This is a genomic window from Pseudoalteromonas sp. Z1A8 (assembly GCF_011378855.1).
Lineage (GTDB): Bacteria > Pseudomonadota > Gammaproteobacteria > Enterobacterales > Alteromonadaceae > Pseudoalteromonas.
In genome coordinates this window covers 67,427-84,019 of the sequence record NZ_WTLB01000008.1, presented here as the reverse complement: position 1 = coordinate 84,019, position 16,593 = coordinate 67,427, and the positions used below count along the sequence as shown (strand labels likewise).

The 16,593-nt window shown below is 40.2% G+C and carries 17 protein-coding genes; 13 read left to right on the top strand and 4 right to left on the bottom strand.

Going from position 1 to position 16,593, the window contains the following annotated elements:
- Positions 1 to 7 precede the first annotated feature (7 nt).
- From gshB to ruvX, 3 genes are all read left to right on the top strand, one after another.
- On the top strand, positions 8 to 958 hold the full coding sequence (gene gshB / locus GQR55_RS05175) for a glutathione synthase (protein WP_166419713.1): 951 nt from the start codon (positions 8 to 10) through the stop codon (positions 956 to 958).
- A 115-nt stretch (positions 959 to 1,073) separates the two neighbouring features.
- Complete coding sequence (locus tag GQR55_RS05170; RefSeq protein ID WP_166419712.1) at positions 1,074 to 1,631, top strand: YqgE/AlgH family protein; 558 nt, start codon at positions 1,074 to 1,076, stop codon at positions 1,629 to 1,631.
- 38 nt (positions 1,632 to 1,669) lie between these two features.
- On the top strand, positions 1,670 to 2,119 hold the full coding sequence (gene ruvX / locus GQR55_RS05165; RefSeq protein ID WP_149593912.1) for a Holliday junction resolvase RuvX: 450 nt from the start codon (positions 1,670 to 1,672) through the stop codon (positions 2,117 to 2,119).
- An 88-nt stretch (positions 2,120 to 2,207) separates the two neighbouring features.
- Here ruvX and GQR55_RS05160 read toward each other — a convergent pair whose 3' ends face one another.
- Both GQR55_RS05160 and GQR55_RS05155 read right to left on the bottom strand, forming a co-directional pair.
- Positions 2,208 to 3,344, bottom strand: a complete 1,137-nt coding sequence (locus tag GQR55_RS05160; protein ID WP_166419711.1) for a PilT/PilU family type 4a pilus ATPase — start codon at positions 3,342 to 3,344, stop codon at positions 2,208 to 2,210.
- A gap of 9 nt (positions 3,345 to 3,353) precedes the next feature.
- Positions 3,354 to 4,394 carry a type IV pilus twitching motility protein PilT gene (locus GQR55_RS05155; RefSeq protein WP_166419710.1) on the bottom strand — a complete coding sequence of 347 codons (1,041 nt, stop codon included), beginning with the start codon at positions 4,392 to 4,394 and terminating at the stop codon, positions 3,354 to 3,356.
- A gap of 2 nt (positions 4,395 to 4,396) precedes the next feature.
- On the opposite strand from GQR55_RS05155, the gene GQR55_RS05150 reads away from it, so the two are divergent.
- From GQR55_RS05150 to GQR55_RS05115, 8 genes are all read left to right on the top strand, one after another.
- Positions 4,397 to 5,110 (top strand): YggS family pyridoxal phosphate-dependent enzyme, encoded by a 714-nt coding sequence (locus GQR55_RS05150; protein WP_166419709.1) that lies wholly within the window; start codon positions 4,397 to 4,399, stop codon positions 5,108 to 5,110.
- Positions 5,111 to 5,127: 17 nt separating this feature from the next.
- Positions 5,128 to 5,949, top strand: coding sequence for a pyrroline-5-carboxylate reductase (gene proC, locus GQR55_RS05145; protein WP_166419708.1), 822 nt, complete (start codon positions 5,128 to 5,130; stop codon positions 5,947 to 5,949).
- 27 nt (positions 5,950 to 5,976) lie between these two features.
- Positions 5,977 to 6,510, top strand: coding sequence for a YggT family protein (locus tag GQR55_RS05140; protein ID WP_166419707.1), 534 nt, complete (start codon positions 5,977 to 5,979; stop codon positions 6,508 to 6,510).
- Positions 6,511 to 6,574: 64 nt separating this feature from the next.
- Complete coding sequence (locus GQR55_RS05135; protein WP_166419706.1) at positions 6,575 to 7,018, top strand: DUF4426 domain-containing protein; 444 nt, start codon at positions 6,575 to 6,577, stop codon at positions 7,016 to 7,018.
- A 4-nt stretch (positions 7,019 to 7,022) separates the two neighbouring features.
- Positions 7,023 to 7,622 (top strand): RdgB/HAM1 family non-canonical purine NTP pyrophosphatase, encoded by a 600-nt coding sequence (gene rdgB, locus GQR55_RS05130; protein WP_166419705.1) that lies wholly within the window; start codon positions 7,023 to 7,025, stop codon positions 7,620 to 7,622.
- Positions 7,619 to 8,755, top strand: a complete 1,137-nt coding sequence (gene hemW, locus GQR55_RS05125) for a radical SAM family heme chaperone HemW (protein ID WP_166419704.1) — start codon at positions 7,619 to 7,621, stop codon at positions 8,753 to 8,755. The genes rdgB and hemW overlap by 4 nt, the downstream gene beginning before the upstream one ends.
- An 81-nt stretch (positions 8,756 to 8,836) precedes the next feature.
- Positions 8,837 to 10,672, top strand: coding sequence for a DUF885 domain-containing protein (locus GQR55_RS05120; protein WP_166419703.1), 1,836 nt, complete (start codon positions 8,837 to 8,839; stop codon positions 10,670 to 10,672).
- 89 nt (positions 10,673 to 10,761) lie between these two features.
- The gene (locus GQR55_RS05115) at positions 10,762 to 11,430 is read left to right on the top strand and encodes a hypothetical protein (protein WP_166419702.1); all 669 of its coding nucleotides are present in this window, start codon (positions 10,762 to 10,764) and stop codon (positions 11,428 to 11,430) included.
- On the opposite strand, the gene GQR55_RS05110 is transcribed toward GQR55_RS05115, so the two are convergent.
- Together GQR55_RS05110 and GQR55_RS05105 are read right to left on the bottom strand one after the other, a co-directional pair.
- The gene (locus GQR55_RS05110) at positions 11,413 to 11,856 is read right to left on the bottom strand and encodes a hypothetical protein (RefSeq protein WP_166419701.1); all 444 of its coding nucleotides are present in this window, start codon (positions 11,854 to 11,856) and stop codon (positions 11,413 to 11,415) included. The genes GQR55_RS05115 and GQR55_RS05110 overlap by 18 nt on opposite strands.
- Positions 11,857 to 12,130: 274 nt before the next feature.
- On the bottom strand, positions 12,131 to 12,847 hold the full coding sequence (locus GQR55_RS05105) for an SIMPL domain-containing protein (protein WP_166419700.1): 717 nt from the start codon (positions 12,845 to 12,847) through the stop codon (positions 12,131 to 12,133).
- A 114-nt stretch (positions 12,848 to 12,961) separates the two neighbouring features.
- Between GQR55_RS05105 and GQR55_RS05100 the strand changes: the two genes are divergently transcribed.
- On the top strand, positions 12,962 to 15,637 hold the full coding sequence (locus GQR55_RS05100; RefSeq protein WP_166419699.1) for a bifunctional acetate--CoA ligase family protein/GNAT family N-acetyltransferase: 2,676 nt from the start codon (positions 12,962 to 12,964) through the stop codon (positions 15,635 to 15,637).
- The gene (locus GQR55_RS05095) at positions 15,630 to 16,583 is read left to right on the top strand and encodes an ion transporter (RefSeq protein WP_166419698.1); all 954 of its coding nucleotides are present in this window, start codon (positions 15,630 to 15,632) and stop codon (positions 16,581 to 16,583) included. Before GQR55_RS05100 ends, GQR55_RS05095 begins: the two co-directional genes overlap by 8 nt.
- Positions 16,584 to 16,593 lie beyond the last annotated feature (10 nt).

Genomic DNA, 16,593 nt, shown 5'->3' with positions numbered 1-16,593 from the left:
ACAGCGCATGGCAATTAAGTTAGGTATTATTTCTGATCCTATTAGTGGATTTAACATCAAAAAAGACACCGGTTTTGCAATGATGATGCAAGCGCAAGAACGCGGCTACGAAATTTATTATATGGAGATGGATGATTTATCACTTCGTAAAGGTAAGTCGTACGCTACAGCGTCTAAAGCGCAAGTATTCAACAATGCAGAAAAATGGTACGAGCTTGAAGAAAAAGCCACTATAGCCCTTGCCGACCTTGATGTAATTTTAATGCGTAAAGATCCTCCATTTGATACTGAATACATTTACGCGACGTATATTTTAGAGCGTGCAGAGCAAGAAGGTACGTTAATAATTAACAAGCCACAAAGCCTTCGCGATGCTAATGAAAAGCTATTTACAGCTTGGTTTAGCGAGCATACGCCAGATACATTGGTTACACGCAGCCAAAAACAAATTCGTGAATTTTTAGCCGAGCATAAAGACATTATTTTAAAACCGCTTGATGGTATGGGTGGCGCATCTATTTTTCGCCTTAGAGAAGACGATGCCAACATTGGTGTGATTTGTGAAACACTAACTGAGCATGGCAGTCGCTTTGCTATGGTGCAAAATTACATCCCAGAGATCAAACAAGGCGATAAGCGCGTATTGGTTATTGATGGCGAAGTGATACCGTATTGTTTAGCACGTATTCCACAAAATGGTGAAACACGCGGTAATTTAGCTGTCGGCGGTAAAGGCGAAGCGCGTCCGCTTAGCGAGTCAGATTTAAAAATAGCGCAAGCTGTTGCACCAACGCTTAAAGAAAAAGGCTTAATATTTGTAGGTTTAGATATTATTGGCGATAAATTAACTGAGATTAACGTAACCGCACCAACGTGTGTACGCGAAATTGAAGCGGCTTATGATATTTCTATCACAGGTATTTTGTTTGATGCTATTGAGCGTAAATTAGGTAAGTAATTACCACAGTAAAGTGCCTATTAATTTATGTATTTCATGCAATTAATGGGCTTTTTATGTCTATTTAAATAACTATGCCATACTCAAAGTTCATTAACTAAAAAGGGTGAAATCTATGCAATCATTAGAAAATCATTTTTTAATCGCGATGCCGTCGATGCAAGACCCTTTTTTTAAACGTGCTGTTACCTATATTTGTGAGCACAACGAAGATGGGGCTATGGGCTTGGTAATAAACCAACCTATTGATGTTACTGTTGGCGAACTTTTAGATAAAATAGAAATCGATAACGACAAAACTCAAAATGCAGCAAAAGTAAGTGTGTTTGCAGGCGGGCCCGTTAAAACGGACCGTGGCTTTGTACTGCACTCTCCTCAATCGGGTTATTCAGCAAGTCAAAAACTTAGTAGTGACATTATGATCACTACCTCAAAAGACGTTTTAGCAAACTTAACCACTGCACAAGCACCTGATCAATTTATTATTACACTGGGTTATTCAGGGTGGGAGCAAGGGCAACTCGAACAAGAGTTACTTGATAACAGCTGGTTGATCATAGAAGCAGATCCGAAGATCATTTTTGATACCCCCGTTGAAAAGCGATGGGAAAAAGCAGTTTCAATGTTGGGCTTTGATATTAGCCAACTCAGCCCTGAAGCGGGTCACGCATAATACTAACTTAACCCTTAGTAAACTTAAACAAGATACACATGACAAAAAAATCGCTTAAGCCGCAAGGCGAACGCACTGTAATGGGCTTTGACTTTGGCACCAAAAGTATTGGGATTGCTATTGGGCAAGAACTAACAGGCAGTGCATCTAGCCTCAAGGCTGTAAAAGCACAAGATGGTATTCCTAATTGGGAGCATATTGCTGTACAAGTGACTGAATGGCAACCTGACTTAATGGTTGTTGGCTTACCACTAAATATGGATGGAACGTCACAAGAGGTTACCTTTAAAGCAAAAAAGTTTGCCAACAGATTACATAATCATTATGGCATTCCTGTGCAAACACAAGACGAGCGTTTAACGACTGCGGATGCTAAAGCGCGACTTTTCGAAAGTGGTGGCTATAAAAACTTAGGCAAAGGTAACGTAGATAATATGTCTGCGGTTATTATTTTAGAAAGTTTTTTTGAGTCTAGTTACGGTGAATAAGCCTGCTATATAAACAACCCGTTATATAAACAAAAAGCGCCAATGGGCGCTTTTTTTATATTAAGTATTTACATAAGAAATCTTTAGTTTATTGATCGCTATTTTTATCATCAAGGCCATCAATTGTAACGCCCTGTAAAAAGCCCGCGCCTTGTTGTTCGTTATTACGCAGCTTAATCATTAAGCGTAAATCATTTGGTGAATCAGCATGGTGCAGTGCATCAGCGTAATTGATTCGTTGTTGTCTGTACAACTCAAATAACGCTTGGTCAAAGGTTTGCATGCCCATTTCTTTCGATTTAGCCATTGCCTCTTTAATACCACCAATATCACCGTTTTTAATCAGTTCAGCAACCATTGGTGAGTTAAGCAATATTTCAATAGCTGCAACTCGGCTTTCGCCATCAGCAGTAGGGACTAATTGCTGAGCAACAATGGCACGTAAGTTAAGTGCTAAGTCATATTTAAGTTTATCGTGTTTTTCTTTTGGTACTAAGTGCATGATACGATCTATTGCTTGGTTAGCATTATTTGCATGCAGTGTAGCAACACACAAATGGCCTGTTTCGGCAAAGCTTAGTGCATATTCCATGGTTTCTTGAGAGCGAATTTCACCAATCAAAATTACATCTGGTGCTTGGCGCAATGAGCTTTTAAGTGCTGACTCAAAGCTTTCGGTATCAAGCCCTACTTCGCGCTGAGTAATTATACTTTTACGATGCTCATGAACAAATTCAATCGGATCTTCAATCGTCAGTATATGACCACGTTGATGTCGGTTTCTGTAGCCAATAAGCGCAGCTAGTGAAGTTGATTTACCAGTACCAGTACCACCTACAAACAATACAAGGCCACGCTTAGACATAATTACATCGGTAAGAATAGAGGGGAGCCCGAGTTCACTCACATCAGGTATTTGCGTCACAATACGGCGAATAACCATGCCTGCTTTATCGCGCTGCCAAAAAGCAGAAATACGGAAACGCCCTTCGTCAGTGGCAATCGCAAAGTTACATTCTTTTGTTGCATGAAACTCTGCTTTTTGCTTTTCGCTCATTGCCGATTCTACTAACTCAAGCGATTGCTCATCTGTAAGCTTATCGTCACTGAGGGCTGTTAGCTCGCCGTTTATTTTTGCACTTACAGGTAGCTGACTCGATACAAATAAGTCAGATCCTTTTTTCTCAATCATGATGAGTAAAAAGTCGTTTAAAGATAAAGCCATAATAATTTCTTACCCACCAAATTGTGTTTTGTCTTGTGCTTTTTCTTTCGCTGCGGCAGTAGTGATGATCCCGCGATTAACTAAATTAGTTAAGCACTGATCCATTGTTTGCATGCCTACAGACGCGCCGGTTTGAATAGACGAGTACATTTGTGCAACTTTATCTTCACGTATTAAGTTACGAATCGCGGGTACTGCAATCATAATTTCGTGTGCGGCAACTCGCCCGCCTCCTACTTTCTTAAGTAAAGTTTGCGAAATAACAGCACGTAAAGATTCAGATAACATTGAACGCACCATCGATTTTTCTTCACCTGGGAATACATCAATAATACGGTCAATGGTTTTTGGTGCAGAAGTAGTATGCAGCGTACCAAATACTAAATGACCGGTTTCGGCTGCGGTCATTGCAAGACGAATTGTTTCTAAATCACGTAACTCACCTACAAGTATTACATCAGGGTCTTCACGCAGTGCACTACGAAGCGCATTTGAGAAGCTATGAGTATCGCGATGTACTTCTCGTTGGTTAATAAGGCTTAATTTATTATCGTGAACAAACTCAATTGGATCTTCGATGGTGAGAATATGGTGATGTTTATTTTGATTTATGTAATCAACCATAGCGGCAAGTGTTGTTGATTTACCTGAGCCTGTAGGCCCTGTCACTAATACGAGTCCACGTGGGGTATCAGAGATTGTTTTAAAAATATCTGGCGCACCTAAATCATCAAGTGTTAACACTTCACTTGGTATGGTACGAAATACAGCAGCTGGCCCACGATTAGAGTTGAACGCATTCACACGAAAACGTGCTAAATTAGGTACTTCAAACGAAAAATCCACTTCGAGATTTTGTTCATAGTCCTTGCGTTGATTATCGTTCATAATATCGTAAACCAGACTGTTTACGTCTTTGTCTTCTAGTGCTGGTATATTAATGCGGCGAACATCACCGTCTACGCGTATCATAGGTGAAACACCCGACGATAAATGTAAATCGGATGCTTTGTGTTGCACACTAAACGCTAATAATTCGGTAATATCCATTTATGACTCCACAACTAACTGATAAATATATGGTTACAATAGCAGAACGACTCACATCCGCCTACGCTAGAATTGCAGACGCGGCAAAAAACGCACAGCGAAACACTAACGAAGTCACTCTACTCGCAGTGTCTAAAACTAAACCAAGCAAAGATGTTATTGCAGCTTATGAGCATGGCCAGCGCGAATTTGGTGAATCTTATGTTCAAGACGCTATAGATAAAATAACTCAACTGCAGTCATATAGCGACATCATTTGGCATTTCATTGGCCCTATTCAATCAAATAAAAGTGCATTAGTGGCTGCTAACTTTGACTGGGTACAAAGTATTGATCGCATAAAAATAGCGAAGCGATTAGATTCCCAGCGCCCAGACGATAAACCGCCTCTTAATATACTTATTCAAGTAAATATAAGCGAAGAAGACGCCAAATCGGGTTGTAGTGTTGAGCAAATTTCTGAACTTGCTGAGTTTATTAACCAATGTGAGCACTTAACACTTCGCGGTTTAATGGCTATTCCCGCAAAAAGCGACGATCCGTTAGCTCAAACTCAATCTTTTGAGCAATTACAAACTTGCTTTGATAAACTAAAGACCCAATATCCTCAAGTAGATACTTTGTCGATGGGTATGAGCGGTGATGTTGAAGCTGCCATTAGTGCAGGTTCAACCATGGTAAGAGTCGGCACAGACATTTTTGGAACACGAACTTAAAAGGTGATAACAGATTTATGTCAGATAAAAAAATCGCATTTATAGGCACAGGTAATATGAGCTACGCCATTATTGGTGGCATGGTAAAAAACGGTTTTAACGCAAGTAATATTATTGCGACTAACCGCAACCAAGAAAAGCTTGCAAAGGTAGCAGCCGATTTCAAGGTGCAAACCACCAGTGACAATAACGAAGCCCTGCGCGATGCTGATGTAATTGTTTTGTCTGTTAAACCACAAATGATGGGCGATTTATGTAAATCGTTTCAAGAGTCAGGCGTAGATTTTAGCGACAAACTGTTTATTTCTGTTGCTGCTGGCCTAACTGTAAAACGTTTGCGTGAAATGCTAGGACAAGACGTTAAAATGGTACGTTGCATGCCAAATACACCGTCTTTATTAGGTCGCGGAGTATCAGGTTTATATGGTGCTGGCGAAACACAAAGCGAGCACGAATTTGTACAGCAAGTTTTTGAATGTACTGGCATCGTTGTATGGGTTGAAAAAGAATCGCAAATTAACGATATTATTGCGGTTACGGGCTCATCTCCAGCTTACTTTTTCTTATTTATGGAAGCAATAGAAGAAAAAGCTAAAGCACTGGGCTTTAACGATGAAGATGCTCGTCGCCTGGTACAACAAACAGCACTTGGCGCTGCCGAAATGGCACTTAGCCAGCCTGATATTAGTATTTCGCAACTGCGTTCAAACGTAACATCTAAAGGCGGTACTACTCACGCAGCTGTTGAGCACTTAAAAGATGAAGGCTTAACTAAAACCGTTGGCGATGCTATGGATGCGTGTATTGCACGTGCAGAGCAAATGGAAAAAGAACTTTAAAACCACTTTTTTATTGAAGGTTACACTATGAATGCCATGCACTTTTTGATTGATACCCTGTTTAACTTATTTTTAATGGTGGTATTACTGCGCTTTTGGCTGCAGTGGGCAAAAGCCGACTTTTATAATCCAATGAGCCAGTTTGTGGTTAAAGCCACTTCGTTTGCAGTAAAGCCTCTGCGTAAAATCATTCCTGGATTTGGTGGGCTTGATTTAGCATCTCTGTTGCTGGCATTTATAGTGGCCGTAGCCAAAATAAGTACTTTAATGCTTCTTGTATATAAGGCCTGGGCAATACAACCAGTACTTATTCAAGCACTAATAACTGTACTAAAAGAAGGTCTTAATTTAGTATTTTGGGTACTTATTATTCGCGCTATTTTAAGTTGGGTTAGCCAAGGCTATAATCCTATTGAAGCGGTTTTCCACCAGCTGACTGAACCAATGCTAAAACCAATTCGTAAAATATTGCCATCAATGGGTGGCTTAGATTTATCAGTTTTAGTGCTTATTATTGGTATTCAGTTTTTGCAAATGCTGCTTATGGACTTTTTAGTCTAAGCACTTAATTTTTGAGTAAAAGAGGCCCAAAGGCCTCTTTTTTATATGTTTTGAGGAATACATAATGAACCGTTTAATTAAGTTTTGTTTTATTGCTTGTTTAGCATTTGCGTTTAACGCGCAAAGTGAAGAAATGCAAGGCGCACAGTATAAAGAGCTTGGGCCTTGGCAAGTGCATTACATTGCTTTTCCTTCTACTTTTATTCAGCCAAAAATAGCAACAGCGTATGGTCTTGAGCGAAGTGGATACAAAGGTATTGTGAATATTTCTATATTAAAAAATGATGCCGAAAACACAGCCCAAACAGCAAAACTTACAGGCACAGCAAAAAACCTACTTGGCAACAAACAAACGCTTACTTTTAAAGAAGTAAAAGAAGGTGATTCAATTTACTACCTTGCCCAAGTTGATTATACCAATGAAGAGATTTTACGCTTTGAGATTGAAATACAACAAAACAATCAATTTCAAAAATTACAGTTTCAGCAAAAATTTTACGTAGATTAATAACATGACCAAAACTTTAGTACTTGCTACAGGTAACCCTGGCAAAGTAAATGAGCTAGCTAACATGCTAAGCCCTCTGAATATTAATGTAGTTCCACAGAGCGATTTTAACGTAGGTGAAGTTGCCGAAACCGGCACTACCTTTGTTGAAAATGCCATTATTAAAGCACGTCATGCCGCTAAAATTACTGGCATGCCTGCAATTGCCGATGACTCAGGTTTAGAAGTTGATGGCCTAAATGGTGCACCCGGTGTTTACTCAGCCCGTTTTGCAGGCCCAGGTGCCAGCGATCAAGATAACATTGATAAGTTACTTGTAGGTTTGGGTAATAACCCTATTCGTAGTGCACGTTTTTGGTGTGTACTGGTATTAATGCGCCACGCAGATGACCCCACTCCTCTTATTTGTAGTGCAAGCTGGGAAGGCGAAATTACGCTCACTCAAAATGGTAACGGTGGCTTTGGTTACGACCCAGTGTTTTTTGTAGCAGAGCAAAATTGTACCAGTGCAGAGCTCACAAAAGAGCAAAAAAATTCAGTGAGTCATCGCGGCCAAGCGCTACAAAAACTATTACTAGAGCTACAGCAAAAAGGCGGCCTGTGAACCTTCCACCACTGAGCTTATATGTACACGTGCCTTGGTGCGTGCAAAAATGCCCGTACTGCGATTTTAATAGCCACGGACAAAAAGGTGAAATACCTGAAGCTGAATATGTTCAGCATTTAATTGATGATTTAAAAGCAGATTTGCACTTAGTGCAAGGGCGTAAAATTCACAGTATTTTTATTGGTGGCGGTACTCCTAGTTTATTAACGGGCGCGGCTTATACTCGTTTACTAAATGAAGTCAACAACCTAATTGGTCTTGAAGAGCACTGTGAAGTTACCCTTGAAGCCAACCCTGGCACGGTAGAAACAGGTCGCTTTAAAGATTACGTAAAAGCAGGTATTAACCGTATTTCTATTGGCGTGCAAAGCATGCAAAACGACAAGTTAAAAGCACTTGGTCGGATTCATGGCAGCGACGAGGCTAATTATGCCGCTCAGCAAGCTAAAGAAGCCGGTTTAAACAGCTTTAACCTTGATTTAATGCATGGCTTACCAGGCCAAACACTTGATGATGCACTGAGTGATTTAAAACAAATAATAGCGCTCGATCCTCCTCATATATCGTGGTATCAGCTGACTATTGAGCCAAACACGCAATTTGCGTCGAAACCTCCTACCTTGCCACAAGACGAAACACTGTGGGACATTCAAGAGCAAGGGGTCGAGTTACTAGCTCAAGCAGGTTACATACAATATGAAATATCGGGCTATGCAAAACCAGGTTATCAATGCCAACATAACTTAAATTATTGGCGTTTTGGCGATTATCTCGGTATTGGCTGCGGCGCGCATGGTAAGGTAACTGATGCAAATACAGGGCTTATTACACGTACCGAAAAGGTTAAACATCCACGCGGCTATATGGATTTAATTAAACCGTATATGTATAAAAGCTGGCATGTAGAGCAAGACGATTTAGCGTTTGAATTTTTTATGAATCGCTTTCGCCTTGTTGAGCCTTGCCCGATTAACGACTTTAATAAGCTAACAACACTGCCACTGCAAAGTCAGCAAAGCGCATTAAACCAAGCAATTAATAAAGGTTTATTGACTCAAACAGACAGCCATTGGCAAGTAAGCTTAAAAGGTCATCGCTTTTTAAATGACCTGCTAGAATTGTTCGTGTAGTACTTGATACTACACGTTCTATTAAGCAAAAAAATAAATATAAAATACCCTAATGGGTTTCTAACAACAAAAGGGAAAACAATGCGTAAACTTACTTTTATTGCAGCGGCAGTAAGCGTTGCACTACTTGCTGGTTGCCAGCAAACAACACAACAAGCGACTTCAGCTCCTATTGCACAAGCAGTTCAATCACAACAAAGTGAAATAGACAAAGCGAATGCTTTTTTTGAAGATACATTTAACCGCGACGTAATGAGCAGCCCTGTATATCAAACATACATGGGTATTAAGCAAGATTACGATAAGTGGGACGATGGCAGCGAAGAGAGACAGCTTAAAGATTTAGCACAAACAAAAGCAGACTTAGTTACACTAAAAGCCATTAACCGTGACTTATTAGATGACGCAACTAAAGTAAGCTACGACTTAAAAAAACAAGATCTTGAGAGTTCGATTGCTGACTTTAAATGGCGTTACCACAACTACCCTGTGAACCAAATGTTTGGTACGCATTCTATGATCCCTGCATTTTTAATTAATCAGCACTCAATTAGTAATGTAAAAGAAGCTAAAGACTACATCTCACGTTTAAATGGTGTAACTGGTGTTATTGATCAACTAATTACCGATTTAACTGTACGTGCAGAAAAAGGCATTATTGCCCCTAAATTTGTGTTCCCACATGTTATTGATTCAAGCAAAAATATTATTCACGGCGCACCATTTGATAAAGGTGATGACTCTACATTACTTGCCGACTTTAAACGTAAAGTAACAGCGCTTGAAATTAGCCAAGATGAAAAAGACTCGTTAATCAGCGATGCATCTGATGCATTAAAGTCGGCTGTTAAACCATCTTACTCTAAGCTAATTAATTACCTAGCACAGCTTGAAAAACGTGCAGATGATCGTGATGGCGCATGGAAGCTACCTGACGGTGAGGCGTTTTATAACAACGCACTTAAGCGCACTACAACAACCGATTTAACGGCTAAAGAAATTCATGCAATTGGCCTATCTGAAGTGACACGTATTCATGATGAAATGCGTGAAATTAAAGATAAAGTGGGCTTTAAAGGCGATTTAAAAGCGTTTATGCAGTTTATGAAAACTGACAAGCAATTTTACTACCCTAATGATGCACAAGGTAAGCAACGCTACCTAGATGAAGCAACGGGCCTTATTGATACAATGAAAACGCGTTTAGATGAGCTATTTATTGTTAAACCAAAAGCCGGTTTAAAAGTAAAAGCAGTTGAAGCATTCCGTGAAAAAGCGGCAGGTAAAGCATTTTACCAACAGCCTGCTCCAGACGGCTCTCGCCCAGGTGTTTACTACGCTAATCTTTACGATATGGAAGCAATGCCAACGTATCAAATGGAAGCACTGGCTTACCACGAAGGTATTCCGGGCCACCATATGCAAATAGCTATTTCACAAGAACTAGAAGGTATTCCTAAGTTCCGTAAATTTGGTGGCTATACAGCGTATATTGAAGGCTGGGGTTTATACTCAGAGTTCATTCCAAAAGAAATGGGCATGTACTCAGACCCTTATTCAGATTTTGGTCGCCTTTCAATGGAATTATGGCGCGCATGTCGCTTAGTGGTTGATACAGGTATTCACGCAATGAAGTGGACTCGCCAAGAAGGTATTGATTACTACGTAAATAACACGCCTAATGCAACATCTGACGGTGTTAAAATGGTTGAGCGTCACATTGTAATGCCTTCACAAGCAACGGCTTATAAAGTGGGTATGCTTAAGATTCTAGAACTTCGTGAAGACGCTAAAAAGCAACTTGGTGATAAGTTTGATATTCGCCAGTTCCACGACGTAGTGCTTAAAAATGGTCCAGTACCACTTAACGTGCTAGAAAACTTTGTTAACGAATGGGTAGCAAGCAAAAAAGCTTAATATCAATTTAAAGCAATTGTTTAAATATGAAAGGTCGCATCTGCGACCTTTTTTGTTTTATAGTAGCAAAAAAGATTTTGGAAATAATAATGGATTTAAGCATACAACTACTTAATGCGCGTATTTCAAAGCAGCAATTAAATGAGCTCAATAACGACTTTAAGCAGTTAAGTCCTGCCCAGCAAACTTTGCAACTTAACCATTTATTTCAAAGCGCTGAGCGGTTAAGCATTAAGTACGATTTTATGCAAAATGTTGCCAAGCGTATTTTTACCACTAACACACCACCGTCTCCTTTTATTAACCAACTCACCAGTATTGATGCGTTAAGCTTTTTTACCCCTGCGCTCAAACTTAATAAAGGCTTTTTAGCACAAGATACCCAAGGAAATAACGTACTGCACAATGTGTTTAAACATGCTGATGCTACAAAGCTGCCATTTAACTATGTGCGCTCTTTAATGTTGTTTGAATCAAATGATGACTTAGTTAAAGCGCTTGCGCAGCCAAATCAACAAGGGTTAACACCGGTTGCCAGCTATATTGCTTACGCTGATAAACCTAACACACCAGTTAAGCATGAATTCTCAGCGTTATTAGCTCTTATGGAAATAGAACAAAAACAAAATCCGAATGCAAAACAGCAGCTTATTAACGTATTAAAAGGACAAAAACTTAACGAAACCACGATTTTACTAAGCGCTGCTTACTTGCAACGATCAACGGCGCAAGTTGTGCACCTAATCAAGGCGCTTTAACTCACCCACTACTTCTATACGCACACTATCTATAGCGTGTGTAATGGATTGCGCAGCACTTTCGTGCTCAACCATATTTGGCCAATTTGTTTGCCAGACCTTTTGTAAGTCTTTTGTTTTTAAATGTACTTTATCAACGGCTAAGTAGCTTAAGTCGTGAATTAAGTTAACTTTAACCCAGCCTTTTCTAGGGCTACCATCTATTTTGTTATTATCGTAATGCGCTGCAAATACTATAAGCTCAAGCTCGGCTAGTTCTTGTAATATTTGAAAGCTAGCAATACGTGTATTGTTGTTCTCTTCACTTGCTTCCATTCGCCATGCATTATAACTGAAGCCTATAAACGCAAATACCACGCTCGCTATAGCAGTAAAAAAGTACGAACGGGGAGCCAGTACAAACTGACCATATTTAGACTCTGACATATTATTTCCTAGGGCCTGTTTATCTTTTGAGGTTAAATTTGCAACAGACTGTTTGGTATTTACGCAAGGCAGAGCCTATGCAGTGTGGTTTTTCCCCATAAATAGGCGATAACGTGGAATAAATGCCAAACATGCGCTGCCCGAAGGGTTCTGCCTAGGGGCAATTTACTCTTTGTTGCTCGGTTTTTACTTAGCCCGCTAGGTTACAAACCTCACGCCGCGATTAAATTGCCCCTAGATTGAACAAATTTTAATCCTGAAAGGTCAACAGGCCCTAGTCATTTAAATAATATTCAACGCTGGTCACCACTCTTATGTTTTTTATTTGTGGTGTGTTTGAATCTCGATTACTAATACTAAATTGCCCTTGGCGAGCGGTTTTTATTTTGCCTAATTTTGAATTAGAATCTTTGGCAAATTTATTAGCGACCTCTCGCGCTTTTTCAGTTGCTTCTTGCACCATCGCAGGCTTTACATCATTGAGGCCTGTAAAAATGTATTCAACTTTTGTTTCGTAGCTGTCCTGCACTATCGCGATATCTTGTTTAGCAAGCTGGCTTACTTTGCTCAGCGCGTTTTGTACTTTATCTGGCGCATCTGAATAAACTATAATATTTGAGCGCACTATGTATCTAAATTGCTGATTTTCATTACTGTATTCGCGTGCTTGCTTATCAATAACGGACTGGCTACCTATTGTTATTTCATCGTCGTCAAAACCATGCAGTTTTAAAAAAGCAGTAACAGCATCATTTTTTTTCTCAACTCTGCTTACTAATTTTTCAAGGTTATTATCGGCATCACTAAATTGCAGAGGCCAAATTACTGTGTCGGCAATGACTTCTCGCTCGGCCAATCCCTTAACTTGCACAGTACGTTCCATCTCTTTTACGCTAAGAGCTGTGCTCTTTAAAATAAACCCTAAGCTAATTAAGCCTATACTTAAACAAATAGCCGCAATAACAATGTAAAAACCGGATGTTTTATTCACGATAATCTCCTTGATTGATATCAATAATAAGCATCTAGACGCTCGAAATAACACAGTAAACAGGGTACATTGAGACTATAAATAACGCAAAATTTAATCAGCCTAGGAAAAACCATGAGCCTTAAGCGCATTACCCAGTTTTTTAATCCAAGCTCAGTGGCCGTTATTGGTGCCTCGAATATATCAACGCGTGCTGGTTTTGTGGTTATGCGCAACTTACTTCAGGGTGGCTTTAAAGGCCCAATAATGCCTGTTACTCCAAACCACACAGCCGTTCACGGGGTACTTGCTTACCCCTCTATTGCTGATTTGCCAAAAGTACCCGATCTTGCTGTTATTTGTACTAACAAAAACACCTTAATTGATATTATTGAGCAGCTTGGAGAACTTGGCTGTAAAACAGCTATTGTTATTGCCGATGGACTTTCTGGGGAGCAAAAAAGTGCGCTTAAAGCCTGCGCTCAAGCCAAGCAGGTTACTTTACTTGGGCCGAATTGTTTGGGCTTACTAATTCCTCATATTGGTTTAAATGCGAGCTTTTCACATACCGTGGCAAGCCCTGGTAAGATTGCATTTGTATCGCAATCAGCAGCAGTATGTTCAACCATTCTAGATTGGGCTAAAAACAAAGAAATTGGCTTTTCATATTTTGTATCAGTGGGTGATTGCCTTGATATAAACTTTAATGAACTACTCGACTTTTTAGGTCGCGATGCTAAAACCAAAGCTATTTTACTCTACATTGATAACATTGAAGATATTCGTGGATTTATATCAGCAGCTAGAGCTGCGGCTTTTAGTAAGCCTGTAATTGCGATTAAAACAGGTAAAACAAGTGCTGGCGCACTCGCTGCCGAAATTCACACCGGCGGAAAGCAAAGCTCTGATGCTGTTTACGATGCGTTATTTCAACGCGCGGGTATGCTGCGCGTAAATGACTTACGTGAACTGTTTGCAGCAACACAAACACTCGCCATGCACCCCAAATTATTAAAAGTAGAGCAACTGACTATTTTAACTAATGGTGGCGGCCCGGGTGTTATGGCCGTTGATGAGCTAATTCAAAGCTCCGGTAAATTAGCAGAACTAAGCATTGAAACCCGAAATGCGCTAAATAAAGTAATTCCGCAATCAGAAACCACCTCAAACCCTGTGGATATTTTTGGCGACTCAGCACCTGGGCGTTACAAGCAAGCATTAGAGATTTTACTTCATGCGAAAGAAGTTAAAAACTTACTGATTATCCACACACCGTCTGCACTTGCACCCAGCGAAGACTACGCCAATATTATTGTAGAAACTTTGCAAAAATTACCCAAAATGGCACGCCCTTACGTTATAACTAACTTTATGGGTGAAGATGCATCTTACGCCGCCAGAAAAGTGTGTTCTAACAACGCAATACCTACTTATAGAACACCCGAGGGAGCCGTTGGCGCATTTATGCACTTGGTGACGTATCGCCGTAACCAAAAGCATTTAACGCAAACGCCTGAATCGAACACTGATGACGCAAAAATAAATAAAGTGGCTGCTAAAACACTTATTAATGAATTTATAGATGACGGGCAAAGCTACTTACCGACTCATCAGGCAAGCCAAGTATTAAGCCATTATGGTATTAAATGCATTCAAACTGAGGTCGCTTACACCCCAACAGAAGCCAAAGAGCAAGCCATAGAACTTGGTTTCCCCGTAGCGTTAAAGCTCATTAGCCCAAGTATTGCCTCAAAATCTGAAGTAGGTGGTGTAGTACTTAACCTAAATGATGCTAACGAGGTTGAGCAAACCGCTTTTGCAATGCTCATTCGTATTAAAAACACTTACCCAGATGCTGTTATTGAAGGGTTCTCATTGCAAAAAATGGCGCCACGAGCAGGCGCAAATGAGCTGCGAATTGCGATTAAAACAGAGCCCAACTTTGGCCCGGTTATATTATTAGGTGAAGCAGGCACCGGCCTTGAATATGCGCAAGCCGCCGTTGCGCTACCTCCACTGAATATGAACTTAGCAAAGTATTTAATTGCAGCAGCGCACGATAAAGGCGTATTAAAAGAGCGCATATTACCCGAAAAGGTTGATAAGTATCGCTTGTGTGCACTGCTAACGCGTATTTCTCAGCTAGTGATTGATCAGCCTGATATAAGCTCTATGGAACTAAACCCTATCCTTGCCAGCAACGGACAGTTTTTAGTACTCGATGCCACCATGACACTTAACCGCTATCAAACTCAGAGCAATCGTAAGCGTTTATCTATTCGTCCCTACCCTATTGAACTTGTTGAAGTAGTAACCCTTAAAAACAACACCAAAGCTACACTCAGACCGATAAAGCCAGAAGATGAGCAAGCTCATAAAGCATTTGACGAATCGCTTAACAAAGAAGACAGATACAAACGCTTTTTTGGCGAGCTACCACAGTTTAACCACGACCAGCTCGCTAAAATGACGCAAATTGATTATGACCGAGAAATGGCATTTATTGTTTGCCAACGCTTTGAAGGTAAAACTCGAACACTGGGTGTGTCTCGCGTTATTATGGACCCCGATAACTTACATGCTGAGTTTGCCATTGTAGTGCGATCAGACTGCCAAGGCTTGGGACTTGGTCGCATACTAATGAGCGCAGCAATTAGCCACTGCAAACGCCAAGGTGTGGAGTCGGTTGAAGGTATAACACTGCCAGAGAACACCGGCATGATTGAACTTGCCAGAAAGTTGGGTTTTAAAATTAGTCGCGACTTTGAAGAAGGCAGTATTAATATGGTGCTTAAACTTAATAATGAATAATCCGCAAACTTTAAGAAAAAAAATGGCTTGCCTATTTGAAGGCACAGGAGAGTATCACCGTGCTGGGCATATTTTGGATATTATGCTTATTAGCTTAATTATGGCTAACGTTATAGCCATTGTTATTGAGTCTATTCCCAGTGTAGCGCTTGAATATTATGACGAATTTTTAGTTTTAGAAATTGTCTCTGTCGCTATTTTTGCTGTTGAATACCTAGCAAGACTTTGGGCCTGCGTGGATAAAATACAGTATACTGCTATTGAAGGCTCTAACGCTAAACGTAGATTACATTACTTCTTATCTCCAATGGCGTTAATCGACTTAATCGCGATTCTACCTAGCTTAATGATGTTTTTGTTCCCGCTCGATTTACGTTTTTTACGCGTACTGCGATTATTAAGAGTATTTAAGCTCTCTCGTTATTCACGCGCTATGCAACTACTTTTAAAAGCCTTTAACGATGAAGGTAGTTCATTAATGGCTGCTTTTTTTATTATGGCCGTCGTGCTTATTTTAGCTTCATGCGGAATTTACTTAATTGAGCACGACATACAGCCCGATAAATTTGGCTCTATTCCTGCGGCTATGTGGTGGGCAATGGCAACATTAACAACCGTTGGTTATGGCGATGTAGTACCTATAACGCCATTGGGTAAGTTTTTCGGCGGTGTTATAACACTACTTAGCATGGGAATGGTTGCGATACCTACCGGTTTACTGGCGTCTAGTTTTTCAGAACAAATACGTAAACGCCGCCAATTCTTTGAGGATGCAGTGCATGAACAAATTCAAGATGGCACACTTAACCAAGCCCAACACGAACACTTAGAAGATCTACGCTACAAATTAGGACTAAGTAAACTTGAGGCCAATAAAGCGATTAAAACCCAACTCAATCAGCACAGTAGTCATATTTATTGTCGCCATTGTGGTAAACGCCCTTAATTTTCTATTC